This is a genomic window from Nocardioides daedukensis (genome assembly GCF_013408415.1).
Lineage (GTDB): Bacteria > Actinomycetota > Actinomycetes > Propionibacteriales > Nocardioidaceae > Nocardioides > Nocardioides daedukensis.
Map to the genome: position 1 here is coordinate 695,889 of NZ_JACCAA010000001.1, position 14,530 is coordinate 710,418.

Annotated in this window: 16 protein-coding genes; 7 read left to right on the forward strand and 9 right to left on the reverse strand. The window is 68.3% G+C overall.

What is annotated here, in order from left to right; all coding sequences use genetic code 11:
• Window positions 1–25 precede the first annotated feature (25 nt).
• Genes BJ980_RS03475 through BJ980_RS03485 form a run of 3 tightly spaced genes read left to right on the forward strand, consistent with a single transcriptional unit; the run spans window position 26 to window position 1,334 of the window.
• Window positions 26–694 carry an MBL fold metallo-hydrolase gene (locus BJ980_RS03475; RefSeq protein ID WP_179501002.1) on the forward strand — a complete coding sequence of 223 codons (669 nt, stop codon included), beginning with the start codon at window positions 26–28 and terminating at the stop codon, window positions 692–694.
• Window positions 688–1,110 carry a hypothetical protein gene (locus tag BJ980_RS03480; protein ID WP_179501003.1) on the forward strand — a complete coding sequence of 141 codons (423 nt, stop codon included), beginning with the start codon at window positions 688–690 and terminating at the stop codon, window positions 1,108–1,110. Before BJ980_RS03475 ends, BJ980_RS03480 begins: the two co-directional genes overlap by 7 nt.
• A complete protein-coding gene (locus BJ980_RS03485; RefSeq protein WP_179501004.1) occupies window positions 1,107–1,334 on the forward strand; it encodes an MBL fold metallo-hydrolase in 228 nt (75 codons plus the stop codon). The genes BJ980_RS03480 and BJ980_RS03485 overlap by 4 nt, the downstream gene beginning before the upstream one ends.
• A 30-nt stretch (window positions 1,335–1,364) precedes the next feature.
• On the opposite strand, the gene BJ980_RS03490 is transcribed toward BJ980_RS03485, so the two are convergent.
• Genes BJ980_RS03490 through BJ980_RS03500 form a run of 3 tightly spaced genes read right to left on the reverse strand, consistent with a single transcriptional unit; the run spans window position 1,365 to window position 3,884 of the window.
• On the reverse strand, window positions 1,365–2,450 hold the full coding sequence (locus tag BJ980_RS03490) for a ferredoxin--NADP reductase (protein WP_179501005.1): 1,086 nt from the start codon (window positions 2,448–2,450) through the stop codon (window positions 1,365–1,367).
• A complete protein-coding gene (locus BJ980_RS03495) occupies window positions 2,440–2,742 on the reverse strand; it encodes a hypothetical protein (protein WP_179501006.1) in 303 nt (100 codons plus the stop codon). The genes BJ980_RS03490 and BJ980_RS03495 overlap by 11 nt, the downstream gene beginning before the upstream one ends.
• Window positions 2,742–3,884 (reverse strand): 3-ketosteroid-9-alpha-monooxygenase, oxygenase component, encoded by a 1,143-nt coding sequence (locus BJ980_RS03500; RefSeq protein ID WP_179501007.1) that lies wholly within the window; start codon window positions 3,882–3,884, stop codon window positions 2,742–2,744. The genes BJ980_RS03495 and BJ980_RS03500 overlap by 1 nt, the downstream gene beginning before the upstream one ends.
• 62 nt (window positions 3,885–3,946) lie before the next feature.
• Between BJ980_RS03500 and BJ980_RS03505 the strand changes: the two genes are divergently transcribed.
• From BJ980_RS03505 to BJ980_RS03515, 3 genes are all read left to right on the forward strand, one after another.
• Window positions 3,947–5,125 (forward strand): acyl-CoA dehydrogenase family protein, encoded by a 1,179-nt coding sequence (locus tag BJ980_RS03505; protein WP_179501008.1) that lies wholly within the window; start codon window positions 3,947–3,949, stop codon window positions 5,123–5,125.
• Between the two features lie 25 nt (window positions 5,126–5,150).
• On the forward strand, window positions 5,151–6,257 hold the full coding sequence (locus tag BJ980_RS03510; protein ID WP_179501009.1) for an acyl-CoA dehydrogenase family protein: 1,107 nt from the start codon (window positions 5,151–5,153) through the stop codon (window positions 6,255–6,257).
• A gap of 68 nt (window positions 6,258–6,325) precedes the next feature.
• Window positions 6,326–6,703 (forward strand): YdeI/OmpD-associated family protein, encoded by a 378-nt coding sequence (locus BJ980_RS03515; protein WP_179501010.1) that lies wholly within the window; start codon window positions 6,326–6,328, stop codon window positions 6,701–6,703.
• Window positions 6,704–6,709: 6 nt separating this feature from the next.
• Here BJ980_RS03515 and BJ980_RS03520 read toward each other — a convergent pair whose 3' ends face one another.
• Genes BJ980_RS03520 through BJ980_RS03535 form a run of 4 tightly spaced genes read right to left on the reverse strand, consistent with a single transcriptional unit; the run spans window position 6,710 to window position 10,986 of the window.
• Entirely contained in the window at window positions 6,710–7,435 is a 726-nt protein-coding gene (locus BJ980_RS03520) for an NUDIX domain-containing protein (RefSeq protein ID WP_179501011.1), read from the reverse strand.
• Window positions 7,436–7,457: 22 nt separating this feature from the next.
• Window positions 7,458–8,243 carry an enoyl-CoA hydratase/isomerase family protein gene (locus BJ980_RS03525; protein ID WP_179501012.1) on the reverse strand — a complete coding sequence of 262 codons (786 nt, stop codon included), beginning with the start codon at window positions 8,241–8,243 and terminating at the stop codon, window positions 7,458–7,460.
• Window positions 8,243–9,343, reverse strand: a complete 1,101-nt coding sequence (locus BJ980_RS03530; protein WP_179501013.1) for an NAD(P)H-dependent flavin oxidoreductase — start codon at window positions 9,341–9,343, stop codon at window positions 8,243–8,245. The genes BJ980_RS03525 and BJ980_RS03530 overlap by 1 nt, the downstream gene beginning before the upstream one ends.
• Window positions 9,343–10,986 carry an acyl-CoA synthetase gene (locus BJ980_RS03535; protein WP_179501014.1) on the reverse strand — a complete coding sequence of 548 codons (1,644 nt, stop codon included), beginning with the start codon at window positions 10,984–10,986 and terminating at the stop codon, window positions 9,343–9,345. Before BJ980_RS03535 ends, BJ980_RS03530 begins: the two co-directional genes overlap by 1 nt.
• A 47-nt stretch (window positions 10,987–11,033) precedes the next feature.
• Between BJ980_RS03535 and BJ980_RS03540 the strand changes: the two genes are divergently transcribed.
• Window positions 11,034–11,855, forward strand: a complete 822-nt coding sequence (locus BJ980_RS03540) for a crotonase/enoyl-CoA hydratase family protein (protein ID WP_179501015.1) — start codon at window positions 11,034–11,036, stop codon at window positions 11,853–11,855.
• Here BJ980_RS03540 and fadD8 read toward each other — a convergent pair.
• Together fadD8 and BJ980_RS03550 are read right to left on the reverse strand one after the other, a co-directional pair.
• Window positions 11,852–13,432: a fatty-acid--CoA ligase FadD8 gene (gene fadD8, locus BJ980_RS03545; protein ID WP_218855398.1), complete on the reverse strand. Its 1,581-nt coding sequence runs from the start codon at window positions 13,430–13,432 to the stop codon at window positions 11,852–11,854. The two genes, BJ980_RS03540 and fadD8, sit on opposite strands and share 4 nt — an antisense overlap.
• Complete coding sequence (locus BJ980_RS03550; RefSeq protein WP_179501017.1) at window positions 13,429–14,475, reverse strand: LLM class F420-dependent oxidoreductase; 1,047 nt, start codon at window positions 14,473–14,475, stop codon at window positions 13,429–13,431. The genes fadD8 and BJ980_RS03550 overlap by 4 nt, the downstream gene beginning before the upstream one ends.
• Between the last annotated feature and the right edge of the window lie 55 nt (window positions 14,476–14,530).

Consider the following 14,530-nt stretch of genomic DNA (forward strand, 5'->3'; position numbering starts at 1 on the left):
GCGGCTGGTGTCCTAGTCTCGTGCCATGACTGACTACACCGGCGACGTGACCCCCGGCGGACCGGCCGATGTCCGCGAGCTCGACCAGTTGACGATCGCGAAGATGGCGGTCGACGAGAAGATGGCGAACAACGCCTACCTGCTGACCTGCCGCACCACCGACGAGAAGCTGCTGATCGACGCGGCCGACGACGCGCCCGCACTGTTGTCACTCGTCAACGGCTCGCTGTCCGCTGTCGTCACCACGCACCAGCACTGGGACCACCACCGCGCGCTGGCCGACGTCGTCGCCGCCACCGACGCTCCGGTGCATGCCGGCGCACCGGATGCCGACGCGATCACCGAGCAGACCGGTGTGCAGATCGCCCGCCGGCTCGAGCACGGCGACGAGGTCCGCGTCGGTGAGGTGTCGCTGTCGGTGATCGCGATCGCCGGGCACACGCCGGGCTCGGTAGCCCTGCTGTATGCCGACCCGTCGGGCCACCCACACCTGTTCACCGGGGACTCCCTGTTCCCCGGCGGTCCTGGGAGGACCATAGAGGCGGAGGACTTCGACTCGATCATGGCCGACCTGCAGACCAAGGTCTTCGACCGGTTGCCGGACGAGACGTGGTTCTACCCCGGACACGGCAACGACTCCACTCTCGGCGCCGAGCGTGACTCGGTCCCCGGGTGGCTTGAGCGCAGATGGTGACGGACCCCGACGAAGAGTCCCTCGCGATCCTCGATCGGGGAGCCGCAGAGCTCTGGCGCAACGGTTTGCTCGTTGGGCACCTGACATCCGCACTGGAACGTGGGTGGGGGCTGGCGCGACCGCTCGGCACTCAGACTTTCGTTTGGTTCCTCGTCACCCTCGTCGACGGAGGCCGCTACATCATCGAGGACTACCCGCCTTACGCCACGCTCCCTGACGCGCTCATAGGTCGTCTCGAGCCCGAACAGTCCTCGGACGGTGACTTCGAGGTGCGCTGGTTGACCGGCGAGGCACGAGCCCGGGCGTGGACCGACTATGGCATCCATGAGTCCTTCGGCTCCTATCGCTTCGAAGGAAGCCACGTCCAGGAGTGGTGGTGGTCGCGTCTCCTCGACCGCCTCAAGGGGCGCTCATGACCCGGACAATGTGTTGTCCATCAACGGGCAACTCCCTCTTCCCCGGCGGTGTCGGTGCGACCTTCGGTGACGACGAAGCCTTCGCCCAGCTCGTCAACGAGGTGGAGACCAAGGTCTTCGCGACACTGCCGGACGACACCTGGTTCTATCCGGGTCACGGCAAGGACGGACAGCTGGGCAACGAGCGTCCGCACGTGGCGCAGTGGCGCGAGCGCGGCTGGTGAAGCGGTGGGGCTCGGACGAGCCCCACCGGCTCAGCCGTTGTAGGTGATCTTCAGCTTCTCCGTGAGAGGCACCGACTGGCACCCCAGACGTACGCCGTCGGCGAGGTCGTCCGCGTCGAGCACCTCGTTGTGGCGCATCTTCACCTCACCCTCGAGGACCAGGCAGGCACAGGCGCTGCACTGACCCTCGCGGCAGGAGAACGGAGCCTCGACGCCCTTGGACTCGAGGAAGTCCAGCACCGTCTGGTTGGCCGGGTAGTCATCGAACTCGTAGTGCTGGCCGTCCAGCTCCACCTCGAGGCGGACCGGGCCGGTCACCGCGACCTCGTCGTCGTCCTCGTGGTCATCGGCGTCGGCCAGCGTCTGCTCGGCCTTCTGCAGCTCCTCGACATCGCCGAACGGGTTTCCGCCGAGCGAGACGAACTTCTCCTGGTGGCGGCGCTCACGCGGGAACTCGAGCTCGCGCAGGGCCAGGGAGACCGACTTCATGAACGGCGCCGGGCCGCAGCAGAAGGCGTCGTACGTCGTGAAGTTGGCGGCGAATGCCTTGAGCTGCTCCAGCGACGGCAGTCCTTGGACCGACTCGAGCCAGTGCACGACGATGAGCCGCTCCGGGTTGGCCGCCGAGAGCGCCGCCCACTCACGCGCGAAGATCACGGACTGCTCGTCGCGGTTGGCGAAGAAGACCACGATCTTGCCGCTGCCGTTGGCCAGCGCGGTCCGCGCGATCGAGATGATCGGGGTGACCCCGCTGCCGCCCGCGAAGAGCAACAGGTCGTGGTCGAGGTTCGCGGGGGTGAAGATGCCGCTCGGCGGAAGCACCCGCACGGTGTCGCCGGCCTTGAGGTTGTCGCAGATCCAGTTCGAGGCATAGCCGTCGACCGTGCGCTTCACGGTGACCGTGAGCGGCTGGTCGCCAACCGGTGAGCTGCTCAGCGAGTAACAACGCGCCGCAAGCCCGGTCTCATCGCTGGGCACGGCCAGGGTGAGGAACTGGCCGGGCTTGTAGTCGAAGTGGTCCTTGGCCTCCGGGGTCAGGTCGAAAACCACGGAACAGGCGTCCGAGGTCTCGTTGATCACCTCGAGGACTGGTAGGACGAACGACTCAGTATCCATCTTCTGCTCCGATGGGGATTTTGCCCTCGCGGGTGGCCGCTTCGATGCTGGCGACCAACCGTGGGCACGACACGTGGACCTGGCGCCCGTCTGGCGCCGTGGACATTCTCGCGAACTCAGGGCATCGGGACACGGCCTGTCCCGACCACTGGATGGAGGTGTGGTGCTCGCTGTTCTTCTTCACCCCCACCGTGGCCAGACAGTCCAGGCACTCGACCTGATTCAACCGCGCCTCGGTGTAGAGGAACTGGTCCTCGATGGTGTCCGCGTTGGTCGGCACGATGTAAGCCATCAGGCGTCCGCAGGCTGGGCTGCTTCCTCGGCCGCCTTCTTCGCAAGGTTCTCCGCCACCTCGGCGCGCCAGAACTCGTTGGCCTTGGTGGTGTCCACCTCGAACTCGAAGCGGTCGGTCATCTCCGCGACGACGTCGGCCTTGTCGACGTAGAACTGCTCATACCACCGGCGCAGCTGGTAGACGGGCCCGTCCTCCTCGCACAGCAGCGGGTTCTGCACGGGCGCCTTGTTCAGCCAGATGTGCACGTCCTGCATGAAGCCGTCGCCGAACATGTCGGCGTACTTCTTGCCAATGTAGTTGGCCGTCTTGTCGTCGAGGCCCTCGGGCTTCTCAACGCAGAGGCCGTACTGCAGCTTGAAGGAATCAGGTCCGGTCGGGATGTGGCAGTTGACCAGGATCACCTTGGTGATGAAGCCCTTGTAGTCAGTGGTGAGCCAGTTGATCATGTAGCTCGGCCCGTAGTAGGTCGCCACCGACTCCAGGACCAGGTCCTCGTCGCCGTAGCCGTCGCCGGCCATGTCCGGGCGCCCTGTCGACTCCATGAACTGGGTGGCCATGTGGCCCTCGAAGACGTTGCGGAAGTTCGTCGGGAACGCGAAGTGGATGTAGAAGAAGTGCGCCATGTCCACGACGTTGTCGACGATCTCGCGGCAGTGCGCGGTCGGTACGTCGAGCACGTTCCAGGTCCACTCGGTGTAGCGATCCGTGCCGACGCCCTCGAGCTCGGGCGGCAGGATGTCCATGTCCGCAGGGCTGCCCTCGACGTCGTGCCAGACCAGCACCTGCCCGTTGCGGACCACGGTCGGGTAGGTCTGCGTGCGGGCCCGCAGCGGGACGCGGCGGGCATAGGGGATCGCCTTGCACTTGCCGTCGCCGCCCCAACGCCAGTCGTGGAACGGGCAGGCGATCTCGTCGCCCTTCACGGTCCCCTGGGTCAGGTCGCCGCCCATGTGCCGGCAGTAGCCGTCGAGCACCTTGATCTCGCCGCTGCTGTCCGACCAGACGACGAGCTTGCCGCCGAACGCCTCGACGGCGTGCGGCTTGCCGTCACGGAAGGACTCGGCCAGGCCGAGGCAGTGCCAACCGCGGGCAAAGCGTTCGGGCGCGGAACCCCGGTCGAGAAGGCGGGCGTCAGACATGGAAGCTCCTCATGAACGTGGAAGCGCTAGCGCAAAATGAGAACACGTTATAGTTTTACCACATGTACGTCGCCCTGACACCAGACCAGGAACGCCTCCGCGAAGAACTCCGAGGCTACTTCTCCGAGCTCGTCACACCCGAGCGTCGCGCCGCGCTGGCCATGGCCACCGGCGAGTTCGGCGACGCGCAGGTCTACAAGGAGGTCATCCGCCAGCTCGGCACGGACGGATGGCTGGGGATCGGCTGGCCCGAGGAGTACGGCGGCCAGGACCGGTCGATGATCGAGCAGCTGATCTTCACCGATGTCGCCGCAGTGGCCGGCGTACCGATCCCCTATCTCACGCTGAACACCGTGGGCCCGACGATCATGCGCTACGGCTCGGACGAGCAGAAGGAGTTCTTCCTCCCGAAGATCCTCGCCGGCGACCTGCACTTCTCGATCGGTTACTCCGAGCCGGGTTCGGGAACGGACCTGGCCTCGTTGAAGACCCGCGCGGTCCGCGAGGGCGACGAGTGGGTGATCAACGGCCAGAAGATGTGGACCTCGCTGATCCAGTACGCCGACTGGATCTGGATGGCCTGCCGCACCGACCCCGACCTGCCGCGCCACAAGGGACTCTCGATGATCCTGGTGCCGGCCGACGCACCGGGCTTCTCCTACACGCCGGTGCACACGGTGGCTGGCGTGCACACCAGTGCGACGTACTACGAGGACGTGCGCGTCCCGGTCACCAACCTGGTCGGCGAGCTCAACGGCGGCTGGAGCCTGATGACCAACCAGCTCAACCACGAGCGGGTCGCCCTCACCTCCTCCGCCGCGCTGGTCGAGTCCATCGAGCAGGTACGCCGGTGGGCCCAGGACACCAAGAAGGCCGACGGGTCCCGGGTGATCGACGCCGAGTGGGTGCAGATCCTGCTCGGCCGCGCACACGCCCGCACCGAGGCCCTGACCCTGGTCAACTGGAAGCTGGCCTCGAGCGTCGACTCGCTCTCGCCGGCCGATGCCTCCGCCACCAAGGTCTATGGTTCGGAGCTCGCCACCGAGGTCTACCGGGCCCTGATCGAGATCGTCGGGCCGCACGCCGGACTGACCAGCGACTCCCCCGGTGCCGTGCTGGCCGGGCGCCTCGAACGCTACTTCCGCTCCTCGCTGGTGATGACCTTCGGCGGCGGCACCAACGAGATCCAGCGCGACATCATCGGCTACGTGGCCCTCGGGCTGCCGGCAGCCCGACGCTGACCAGGCCGAGAGAACAGGACACACCATGGACTTCACCTTCACCCCCGAGCAGGAGGACGCGGCCGCACTCGCAGCCGGGATCCTCGCGGACAAGACCACCCCGGAGCGGATGCGCGCGGTCGAGAAGGCCGGCGACCGGTTCGACCGCGACCTGTGGCAGGCCCTCGGCGACGCCGGGCTGCTCTCCCTCGCCGTGCCCGAGGAGTACGACGGCGCCGGACTCGGCCTGATCGAGCTCAGCCGGGTGCTGATCGAGGTCGGCCGCAAGGTCGCCCCGGTCCCCCTGGCCACGCACGGACCGGCTGCCCTGGTGCTCGCCGAATTCGGCACCGACGCGCAGAAGCAGGAGTGGCTGCCCCGCGCAGCCACCGGCGAGGCCGTGCTGAGCACAGCCCTGACCGAAGAGCTCGAGCACCTGCCCGCCACCCCCGGCGTGACCCTGGTCGACGGCGTCCTCAACGGCACCAAGACCCTGGTCCGCGCGGGAACCGTGGCGGACCTGCTGCTGGTCACCGCGAGCACGCCCACCGGAACCGTGGTGGCGCTGGTCCGCCCCGGTGACCCGGGGGTCACCGTCTCGGCCCAGCGCACCAGTGACGGCGACACGACCGCCCTCGTCCAGCTCGACGGCGTACCCGTCGGCGCGGACCGGATCCTGGGCGAGGCCGACGGCGGTGCGGACGGCGGGGCCGCGACGCGCCTGGCCCAGGTGGCCACCGCCGCTGCCTGCGCCGAGCTGGCCGGGGTCGTCCACGGTGCGGTGCGGCTGACTGCCGACTATGCCAAGACCCGTGAGCAGTTCGGTCGCCCGATCGGCAGCTTCCAGGCTGTGGCCCAGCGTCTGGCCGACGGCTACATCGACAGTCTCTTCCAGGAGCTGACCCTGTGGCAGGCCGTCTGGCGGCTCACCGAGGGCCTGCCGACCACGACCGAGCTGGCGATCGCGAAGATGTGGGCGGCCGATGCGGCGCACAAGGTCGCGCACACCACCGTGCACGTCCACGGTGGCGTGGGCATCGACCTGGACGGTGAGGCGCACCGCTACTTCACGGCCGCCAAGCGGTTCGAGTTCTCCTTCGGGGGCACCACCGAGCAGTCGCTGGCCATCGGTCGGGCACTCGCCGCTCGATGACGTGACCCCGGTGGCTCGGAGCCAGCACGCCGATGGCAAGTCGTCGTCGCGTGGCTACCGTGGAGGCCATGGAGCCCAACGACGGTGACGCTGTCCTCGACCTCCCCTCACGCGCCGACTTCGATGCGTGGCTGGAGGCCCAGCCCGCGGCGACGCGTGCGGTCTGGGTGCGGACGGCGAAGAAGTCGTCAACCCTGGAGTCGATCACCGAGGACGAGATGGTCGACGTCGGCCTGTGCCACGGCTGGGTCTCCGCCGTACGCCGTCGCTGCGACGAGGACACCTACCTGCAGCGCTACACCCGCCGGACCAGGACCAGCAAGTGGTCCCGGATCAACATCGCCAAGGTCGAGCAGCTCACCGCCGCCGGTCTGATGCGTCCCGGCGGACTGGCCGAGGTGGCGGCCGCCAAGTCGGACGGACGCTGGGAGAACCCGTGGACCTGAGGGCCCTCAGCGCCAGGCAAAGGTTGGCTGCTCGAAGTCGACGACCGGCTCCGGGTTTCCCTCCAGCGCGAGCCACCTGAACTGCACCAGCACGGCACCTGTCGGTGCGTGGATCAGGTCGTTGCCCAGCGGCACCTGGACCACCGGCCGGTCACTCTCCGGGATGTCCACGAACCGCGGTGAGTCGGGCACCAGCAGGTTGTGCAGGCCGATCCGGTAGGCGGCGAGCACCTCGTCCGGGGACGGCGCGATGTCGAGTCGACCGCCACCCCACACCACCACCGGGGTGATCACATAGCCGGAGCGGGTCGGATAGTCGTCGAGCAACCCGAGCACCGCGTCGCGGCCCAGCTCGATGCCGATCTCCTCGTGGGTCTCCCGCAGTGCCGCGTCGACGGCGTCCTCACCCTCGTCGAGCCGGCCACCCGGTAGCGCCCACTGGGTGGCGTGTGCGCGCAGCCGGGCTGCTCGACGGCACAGCACGAAGGCGGCACCGCCGGCGACGTTCGCCATCCGGCCGTCAAGATCGCCCGCTCCGCCCGGGATCACCCGCATCGCGCCGTCCTCCCACGGGGACGGGTCGATCCGGTCCTCCCCCACCTGGGAGTCGACGACCAGGATGGCCACGGCGGCATGGCGTCGCCCCTCGACCGGGACCACCCGGCGCCGGTGTCCGGCGAGGTTGGTGCGGATCCGGTCACGCAGGGCGTCGTCGTAGGCCAAGGGAGTCACCCGGCCATTGTCGCCCGGCGTCTCACCAGCCCGGAGGCAGGTCCGTGAAGTCGGGCTGGCGCCCTTCGGCGAAGGCGGTCAGTGCCTCCAGGTTCGCCGGACCACCCATCAGCTCGACGAAGGCCGCGTTCTCGCGCTCACGGGCCGCGGCGATCGCGGCGCGGTGCGGCTCGGTCATCGTCCGCTTCACCGCGACCAGGCTGGAGATCGGCCGTGAGGCCAGCACCACGGCATGCCGGCGAGCGGTGGCCATCAGGTCCTCGGGTGCGCAGAGCTTCCAGACCAGGCCCATCGCGTGCGCTTCCTCGGCCTGGATCCACTCGGCCGAGAGCAGCATCCAGGCCGCGTCCTGACGGCCCACGAGCTGTGGGAAGAGCAGGCTCGATGCGGCCTCGGGGGCGACCCCGAGGCTGGTGAAGGGGCACTTCAGCTTGGCCGTGGTGGACATGAACGACAGGTCGGCGAAGCCCAGGATGGTCGCACCGATGCCCAGCCCCAGTCCGTTGACGGCAACCACCAGCGGCTTCGGGAAGTCGACCAACGCATCGAGCAGTCCGGGGAAACCGTGCTTGCCGCGCTGGAAGTCCGGATTGGTGGCGATCTGCTGCATCTCGAGCAGGTCGGTGCCGGCGCTGAACGCCCGCCCCTCACCAGTCAGCAGGACCACGGCGACCGACGAATCGGCCGCAGCGTCGAGCAGTGCGTCGGCCAGGGCGTCGTACAACTCCTCGTTGAAGGCGTTGAGCGCCTCCGCCCTGGCCAGCGTCAGGGTGCGGACCCGGTTGGCGTCCTCGACCCGCAGCACCATCAGGAGTCGAGGCCCTGCAGGCCTGCGACGGTGGCGTTGTACTCCTCGACCAAGTCGGCCATCACCTCGGCCACCGGGCGCACCTTGTTGGTCCGACCGACGATCTGCCCGGCCGGCATCGAGATGGTCTCCGGGTTGTCGCCGGAGTTCATCCGGTTGTGCGCGTCGGCGACGAGCAGGTTCTGCAGCGGCATCGGCAGCGGGGACGGTGCGCCCTCCTCGGTCCAGGCCTCGGTCCACTTGGTCTTGAGCAGGCGCGCCGGCTTCCCGGTGTAGACGCGGGTGCGCACGGTGTCGCCCGATCCGGCTGCCAGCAGCGCGTCGCGGATGCCGGTGCCCGCGGAGAGGTCGTACTCCTCCACGGTCAGCCAGAGCGAACCGGTCCAGGCGCCCTGCGCGCCGAGCGCCATCGCAGCAGCCATCTGCCGGCCGGAGCCGATCCCACCGGCGGCGAGGACGGGTACGTCGGGACCGACGGCGTCCACGATCTCCGGGGTGAGCACCATCCCGGCGATCTCACCGGTGTGGCCACCGGCCTCGTAGCCCTGGGCGACGATGATGTCGACCCCGTTCTTCACGTGCGAGAGCGCGTGCTTCGCAGCGCCGGCCAGGGCAGCCACCTTCACACCGGCCGCATGGGCCTGCTCGATGACGTCGACCGGCGGCGAGCCGAGGGCGTTGGCGATCAACACGGGACGGTGCGACAACGCCACGTCGACGTGCGAGCGTGCCACCGAGTGCAGCCAGCCGAGAACTCCCTCCCGGCCCTCGCCTTCGGGCAACGGTGGCACGCCCAGCTTCTGGAGGGTCTGGTCCACGAAGGAGATGTGCTCCTCGGGGATCATCGCCTTGAGGTCGACAGCCTTGCCCTCGGTGGGGATCTTCATCGGCATCACGACGTCGACACCGTAGGGCTTGCCGTCGGTGTTCTCGTCGAGCCAGGTCAGTGCCTTGTCGAGCTCGTCGGCGTCGTTGAACCGCACGGCACCCAGGACGCCCAGGCCACCGGCGCGGGAGACGGCCGCGGCAACGTGCTCGGAGGGGGTGAAGGCGAAGATCGGTACGTCGATGCCGAGGGCCTCGCAAATTGGTGAGCGCATCAGACTGCAGCCCTTTCGGTGTCGGCCCGGCCGGTATCGGCCAGGGCAAGTTCCTTGGCGCGGGGGTATTGCGCCTTTCCAGTGGCGTTGCGCGGGATCTCGTCGACGACGGTCAGCCCGCGCGGAAGCTTGTAGCCGGAGAGCAGGGGGCGCAGGAAGTCGCGCAGCTCCTCGAGGGTGAGCGTCTCCCCCTCGCGCAGCTCGATGACGGCGTTGACGCTCTGGCCGTACTTCTCGTCCGGCAGCCCGATCACGAGCACGTCGTAGACGGCGGGGTGTCCCTTGATCGCCATCTCGACCTCCTCGGGGTAGACCTTCTCCCCGCCGGTGTTGACGCAGTTGGAGCCGCGTCCCAGGAGGGTGAGCCGGTTGCCCTCCTCGATCCGGGCGTAGTCGCCGGGGATCGAGTAGCGCATGCCGTCGATCTCGATGAACGTCTTCGCGGACTTCTCCGGGTCCTTGTAGTAGCCGACCGGGACGTAGCCGGCCTTCGCCGTACGTCCGACCTTGCCGACGTCGACGCTCGGGTCGAGGACCTTGCCGTCGTCGTCGATCACCACGGTGCCGGCGGCGATGGTGACCACGGGGCCGTCGGTGGACAGTGCGCTGGCGTCCTGGAGTCCGGTGCCCTGGAAGCCGGTCTCCGACGAGCCGACGGAGTCGGTGAAGACGGCGTTGGGGAACTTGGCCATCCAGCGCTCCTTGACCGCCTTGGAGAAGACCGCGGCGCTGCTGGCGATGGCGAAGAGGCTCTGGCCGTCGAAGCCGCCCTCCTCGTAGGCCTCGATCAGCGGGCGCGCCATCGCGTCGCCGGTCATGAAGACCATCTGCACCTTGTGCTCGTCGATCAGCTGCCAGGTCTGGACCGGGTCGAACTTGGGCGCCATGATCGTCAGCTGGCCGGCGAACAGGTGCATAAGCAGGCTGGCCTGCGCGCCACCGTGCATCAGCGGGCTGAGCGGCAGGGTGATCAGGGAGGCCCCGGCGGCCGCGGCCTCGGACTGGTCGAACTCGGTCTTGAGCTCGCCGGTCATGAAGTCGACGCCGCCGCCCAGGACTCGCCAGAAGTCCTCGTGGCGCCACATGACGCCCTTCGGGAAGCCGGTGGTGCCGCCGGTGTAGATGATGTGGATGTCGTCGGCGCTGCGGGGACCGAAGTCCCGGGCGTCGCTCTGGCCGGCCATCGCGTCCTCGAGAAGGACGCCGCCGTAGCCGCTGACGTCACTGGCGTCGTCGGTCTCGAGCGGGTTGGGCACCGCGATGATCGTCTTGAGCCGGTCGAACTTCGGGGCCACCTGGCCCACCAGTCCGGCGTACGCGCGATCGTGGATCAGCCCGACCAGGTCGGCGTTGTCGAAGAGGTAGTCGAGCTCGCCGGCGACGTAGCGGTAGTTCACGTTGATCGACACGGCGCGGACCTTGAGGATCGCGATCAGGCCGATGACGTGCTCGATGCTGTTCTTGGCATAGAGGCCGACGTGGTCACCCACCCCGATCCCCTGGGCGGCGAGGTAGTGCGCCAGCTGGTTGGACTTGTGCTCCAGCTCGGCAAAGGTGATCGCGTCGTCGCCCACCCGGACCGCAAGGCGATCGGGGACGGCGTCGACGGCGTGCTCGAAGAGATCAGCGATGTTCAGGGCCATGCTGATGAGACTAGAACACGTTCTCGTTTCTGACTAGAGTCCTTTCCATGACCACCAAAAATGAAGCTGAGAACGCAGCCGGGAATGAACCCCACTGCCTCGTAGAGCTCGTCGACCACAAGCTCATCGTGACCATGAACCGCCCCCAGGCGCGCAACGCGCTGTCGGGCGAGATGCTCTCGATCATGGAGCAGGCGTGGGAGCGCGCCAACACCGATCCCGAGGTCCGGGTCGTCATCCTGACCGGCGCCGGTGGCTACTTCTGCGCAGGCGCCGACCTCAAGGCGATGTCGAAGGACTCCCCCAGCGACAAGTTCGAGTCCGGCTCCTACGACCCGAGCATCATCAAATCGCTGCTGAAGGGCTATCGACTCACCAAGCCGCTGATCGCGGCCGTCGAAGGCCCGGCCATCGCCGGTGGCACCGAGATCCTCACCGCCACCGACATCCGCATCGCCGGCGAGTCCGCCAGGTTCGGCGTCTCGGAGGCGAAGTGGAGCCTCTATCCGCTCGGTGGCTCGGTGGTGCGCCTGCCCCGCCAGGTGCCCTACACGGTGGCGATGGACCTGCTGCTGACCGGTCGCCACATCAAGGCGCCCGAGGCTCGCGAGATCGGCCTGATCGGGTACGTCGTACCCGACGGCGAGGCGTTGGCGAAGGCGCACGAGGTCGCCGATCTGATCTGCGCCAACGGCCCGCTCTCGATCCAGGCGATCGTGAAGACCGTCCGGGACTCCGAGGGCAGGCACGAGGACGAGTGCTGGGTCGACGACGCTCGCATCGGCGCCGCGGTCTTCGCCAGCAACGACGCGAAGGAGGGCCCGCGCGCCTTCGCCGAGAAGCGGAAGCCGAACTTCACCGGCTCCTAGCCGACGCTTCGGCCGCCCTCCCAGAACCGCGCGCGCAGCGCCTTCTTGTCGGGCTTGCCGAGTCCCGTCAGCGGGATCGAGTCCACCGCGATCACCTGCTTGGGCGCCTGGACCGCACCCTTGCGCTCCTTGACCGCAGCCTGGATCTCGGCCGTGACGGCGTCGGTGAGCTCGGCGCCGTCACGCAGGACGACCAGCGCGGTGACGGCCTCCCCGAACTTTTCGTGGGGAGTGCCGATCACCGCGACCTGGGCGACGGCGGCGTGCTCGGCCACGACGTCCTCGACCTCGCGGGGGAAGACGTTGAAGCCGCCAGTGACGATCATGTCCTTGGTCCGGTCGACGATGAACCAGAAGCCGTCCTCGTCCTCACGGGCCACGTCGCCGGTGTGCATCCAGCCGTCCCGGAACGTTGCCGCGGTCTCGTCGGGAAGGTTCCAGTAGCCGCCGGCCAGCAGCGGCCCGGAGACACAGATCTCCCCCGGCTCGCCCTGGGCCACCGGCGTTCCGTCCTCGCCGAGCAGGGCGGCGCGGATGAACGCGGAGGGCCGTCCGCACGACGTCAGCCGCGCGGTGTCGTGGTCACCCTTGCCGAGGTAGGTGATCGCCATCGGCGCCTCGGACTGGCCGTAGTACTGCGCGAAGATCGGACCGAACCGGTCGATCGCCTCCTGCAGGCGCACCGGGTTGATCGCGGACGCGCCGTAGTAGACGGTCTCCAGGCTGGACAGGTCCCGAGTTTTCGAGTCCGGGTGGTCGAGCAGGGCATAGAGCATCGACGGCACCAGCATGGTCGCGGTGATCCGCTGCTCCTCGATGGTGCGGAGCACCTCGGCAGGATCGAACTTCGGCAGCACCACCAGGCAGCCGCCCTTCATCACCGTCGGCACGAAGAAGGCGGCACCGGCGTGCGAGAGCGGCGTACACATCAGGAAGCGCGGGTTGTCGGGCCATTCCCATTCCGACATCTGGATCTGGGTCATCGTGTTCATCGCCCGCGCCGTGCCGATGACGCCCTTGGGCTTGCCCGTGGTGCCACCGGTGTAGGTGATCGAGACGATGTGGTCGGGCGGCAACAGCGCCGCCGTCAACGGCGAGGGGTCGTACGACGCGGCCGCGGCGGCCAGGTCCTGCCCGATGTGGGCGAGCTCCTCGGGGACCGGGCCGATCGTCAGCACCTTGGTCAGCGTCGGCACCTTCTCGAGCAGGCCGAGTGCGCGCTCGACGAACATCGGCACCGGGTCGATGATCAGCGTGCTGATCCCGGCGTCGGCGATCACGTAGGCGTGGTCGTCGAGCGACCCGAGCGGGTGCAGCGACGTACGCCGGAAGCCCTGGGTCTGGCCGGCGCCGAGGATGAAGAGCACCTCGGGTCGGTTCAGCGCCAGCAGCGCCGAGGACGAGCCGGTCCCGGCGCCGAGCGCCTCGAAGGCCTGGACGTACTGGCTGATCCGCGCGGCGACCTCGCCGCCGGTGAGCACGGTGTCGCCGAGATACATCACCGGGTCGTTGCGGTGCCGCTTGAGCGCGGCCACCATCAGGTCGCCGTTGTGCGTGCCGTCATACATGTTGCTCATCCGAGCACCTCCGCGATTCGTCGTACCTCGTCGCCCGTGCGGCAACTGAGCAGGAGTGTGGTCACTCCGGTTTCCTCCCATTGCGCGACGCGCTCCTTGACGGCGCTCGCGGTGCCGACGATGTGCATGTCGTCGACCAGCTCGTCGGGGATCAGGGCCGTGGCCCCTTCGCGGTCCCCGGCGAGGAACAGCTTCTGGACCTCGTCGGTGATGCGCTCATAGCCCATCCGTTCGAAGACCTGCTTGTGGAAGTTGGCCTCCTTGGCCCCCATCCCGCCCATGTAGAGCGCGACGGTGGGCTTGAGGCGGTCGAGGACGGCCTGGCGCGCGGGCCCGTCGTCCTCGGTGATCTGCAGGTGGCAGGTGGCGGTGATCTCGAAGTCCGCGCGGGTACGTCGTGCTCCCGGGCGCGCGAAGCCCTCGTCGAGCCAGGGCTGGTACATCCCCGAGGACTTCGGGGTGTAGAAGATTGGGATCCAGCCGTCGGCGATCTCGGCGGTCTGCGCCACGTTCTTGGGGCCCTCGGCGCCCAGCCAGATCGGGATGTCGGAGCGCAACGGGTGCACGATCGACTTCAGCGGCTTGCCCAGCCCGACGGCGCCGGGGCCGTCGAAGGGCAGGCGATGGTGCGGGCCGTCGTTGGTGACCGGAGCCTCCCGGGCGAGCACCTTGCGGATGATCTCGACGACCTCACGGGTCCGGGCCAGCGGCTTGGCGAAGGCCTGGCCGTACCAACCCTCCACGACCTGTGGGCCGCTCACGCCCATGCCGAGGATGAAGCGACCGTTCGAGAGGTGGTCGAGGGTCAGCGCGTGCATCGCGATCGAGGCCGGACTGCGTCCGGACATCTGCACGATCGAGGTGCCCAACCGAAGTTTGGTCGTGTCGCGACCCCACCAGGCCAGCGGGGTCAGGGCGTCGGAGCCCCAGGCCTCGGCGGTGAAGAGCGAGTCGAAGCCGGACTCCTCCGCCGCGGCCACGAGCTCCGCAACGCCCGTCGGGGGTTGTGCACCCCAATATCCGAGTTGCAGGCCGAGCTTCATCGGTTCTCCTTCACGAATCGCCACCAACTGCTCATGGACACATGCTTGTGCTGCA

What these genes read in the sequence shown, in the direction of transcription:
- BJ980_RS03495 (WP_179501006.1), bottom strand. Translation starts at nt 2,742, where the DNA reads ATGGCTTACATCGTGCCGACCAACGCGGACACCATCGAGGACCAGTTC.
- fadD8 (WP_218855398.1), bottom strand. Translation starts at nt 13,432, where the DNA reads ATGAGCAACATGTATGACGGCACGCACAACGGCGACCTGATGGTGGCC.
- BJ980_RS03485 (WP_179501004.1), top strand. Translation starts at nt 1,107, where the DNA reads ATGACCCGGACAATGTGTTGTCCATCAACGGGCAACTCCCTCTTCCCC.
- BJ980_RS03530 (WP_179501013.1), bottom strand. Translation starts at nt 9,343, where the DNA reads ATGCGCTCACCAATTTGCGAGGCCCTCGGCATCGACGTACCGATCTTC.
- BJ980_RS03475 (WP_179501002.1), top strand. Translation starts at nt 26, where the DNA reads ATGACTGACTACACCGGCGACGTGACCCCCGGCGGACCGGCCGATGTC.
- BJ980_RS03525 (WP_179501012.1), bottom strand. Translation starts at nt 8,243, where the DNA reads ATGGTGCTGCGGGTCGAGGACGCCAACCGGGTCCGCACCCTGACGCTG.
- BJ980_RS03510 (WP_179501009.1), top strand. Translation starts at nt 5,151, where the DNA reads ATGGACTTCACCTTCACCCCCGAGCAGGAGGACGCGGCCGCACTCGCA.
- BJ980_RS03515 (WP_179501010.1), top strand. Translation starts at nt 6,326, where the DNA reads ATGGAGCCCAACGACGGTGACGCTGTCCTCGACCTCCCCTCACGCGCC.
- BJ980_RS03480 (WP_179501003.1), top strand. Translation starts at nt 688, where the DNA reads ATGGTGACGGACCCCGACGAAGAGTCCCTCGCGATCCTCGATCGGGGA.
- BJ980_RS03540 (WP_179501015.1), top strand. Translation starts at nt 11,034, where the DNA reads ATGACCACCAAAAATGAAGCTGAGAACGCAGCCGGGAATGAACCCCAC.
- BJ980_RS03490 (WP_179501005.1), bottom strand. Translation starts at nt 2,450, where the DNA reads ATGGATACTGAGTCGTTCGTCCTACCAGTCCTCGAGGTGATCAACGAG.
- BJ980_RS03550 (WP_179501017.1), bottom strand. Translation starts at nt 14,475, where the DNA reads ATGAAGCTCGGCCTGCAACTCGGATATTGGGGTGCACAACCCCCGACG.
- BJ980_RS03535 (WP_179501014.1), bottom strand. Translation starts at nt 10,986, where the DNA reads ATGGCCCTGAACATCGCTGATCTCTTCGAGCACGCCGTCGACGCCGTC.
- BJ980_RS03500 (WP_179501007.1), bottom strand. Translation starts at nt 3,884, where the DNA reads ATGTCTGACGCCCGCCTTCTCGACCGGGGTTCCGCGCCCGAACGCTTT.
- BJ980_RS03505 (WP_179501008.1), top strand. Translation starts at nt 3,947, where the DNA reads ATGTACGTCGCCCTGACACCAGACCAGGAACGCCTCCGCGAAGAACTC.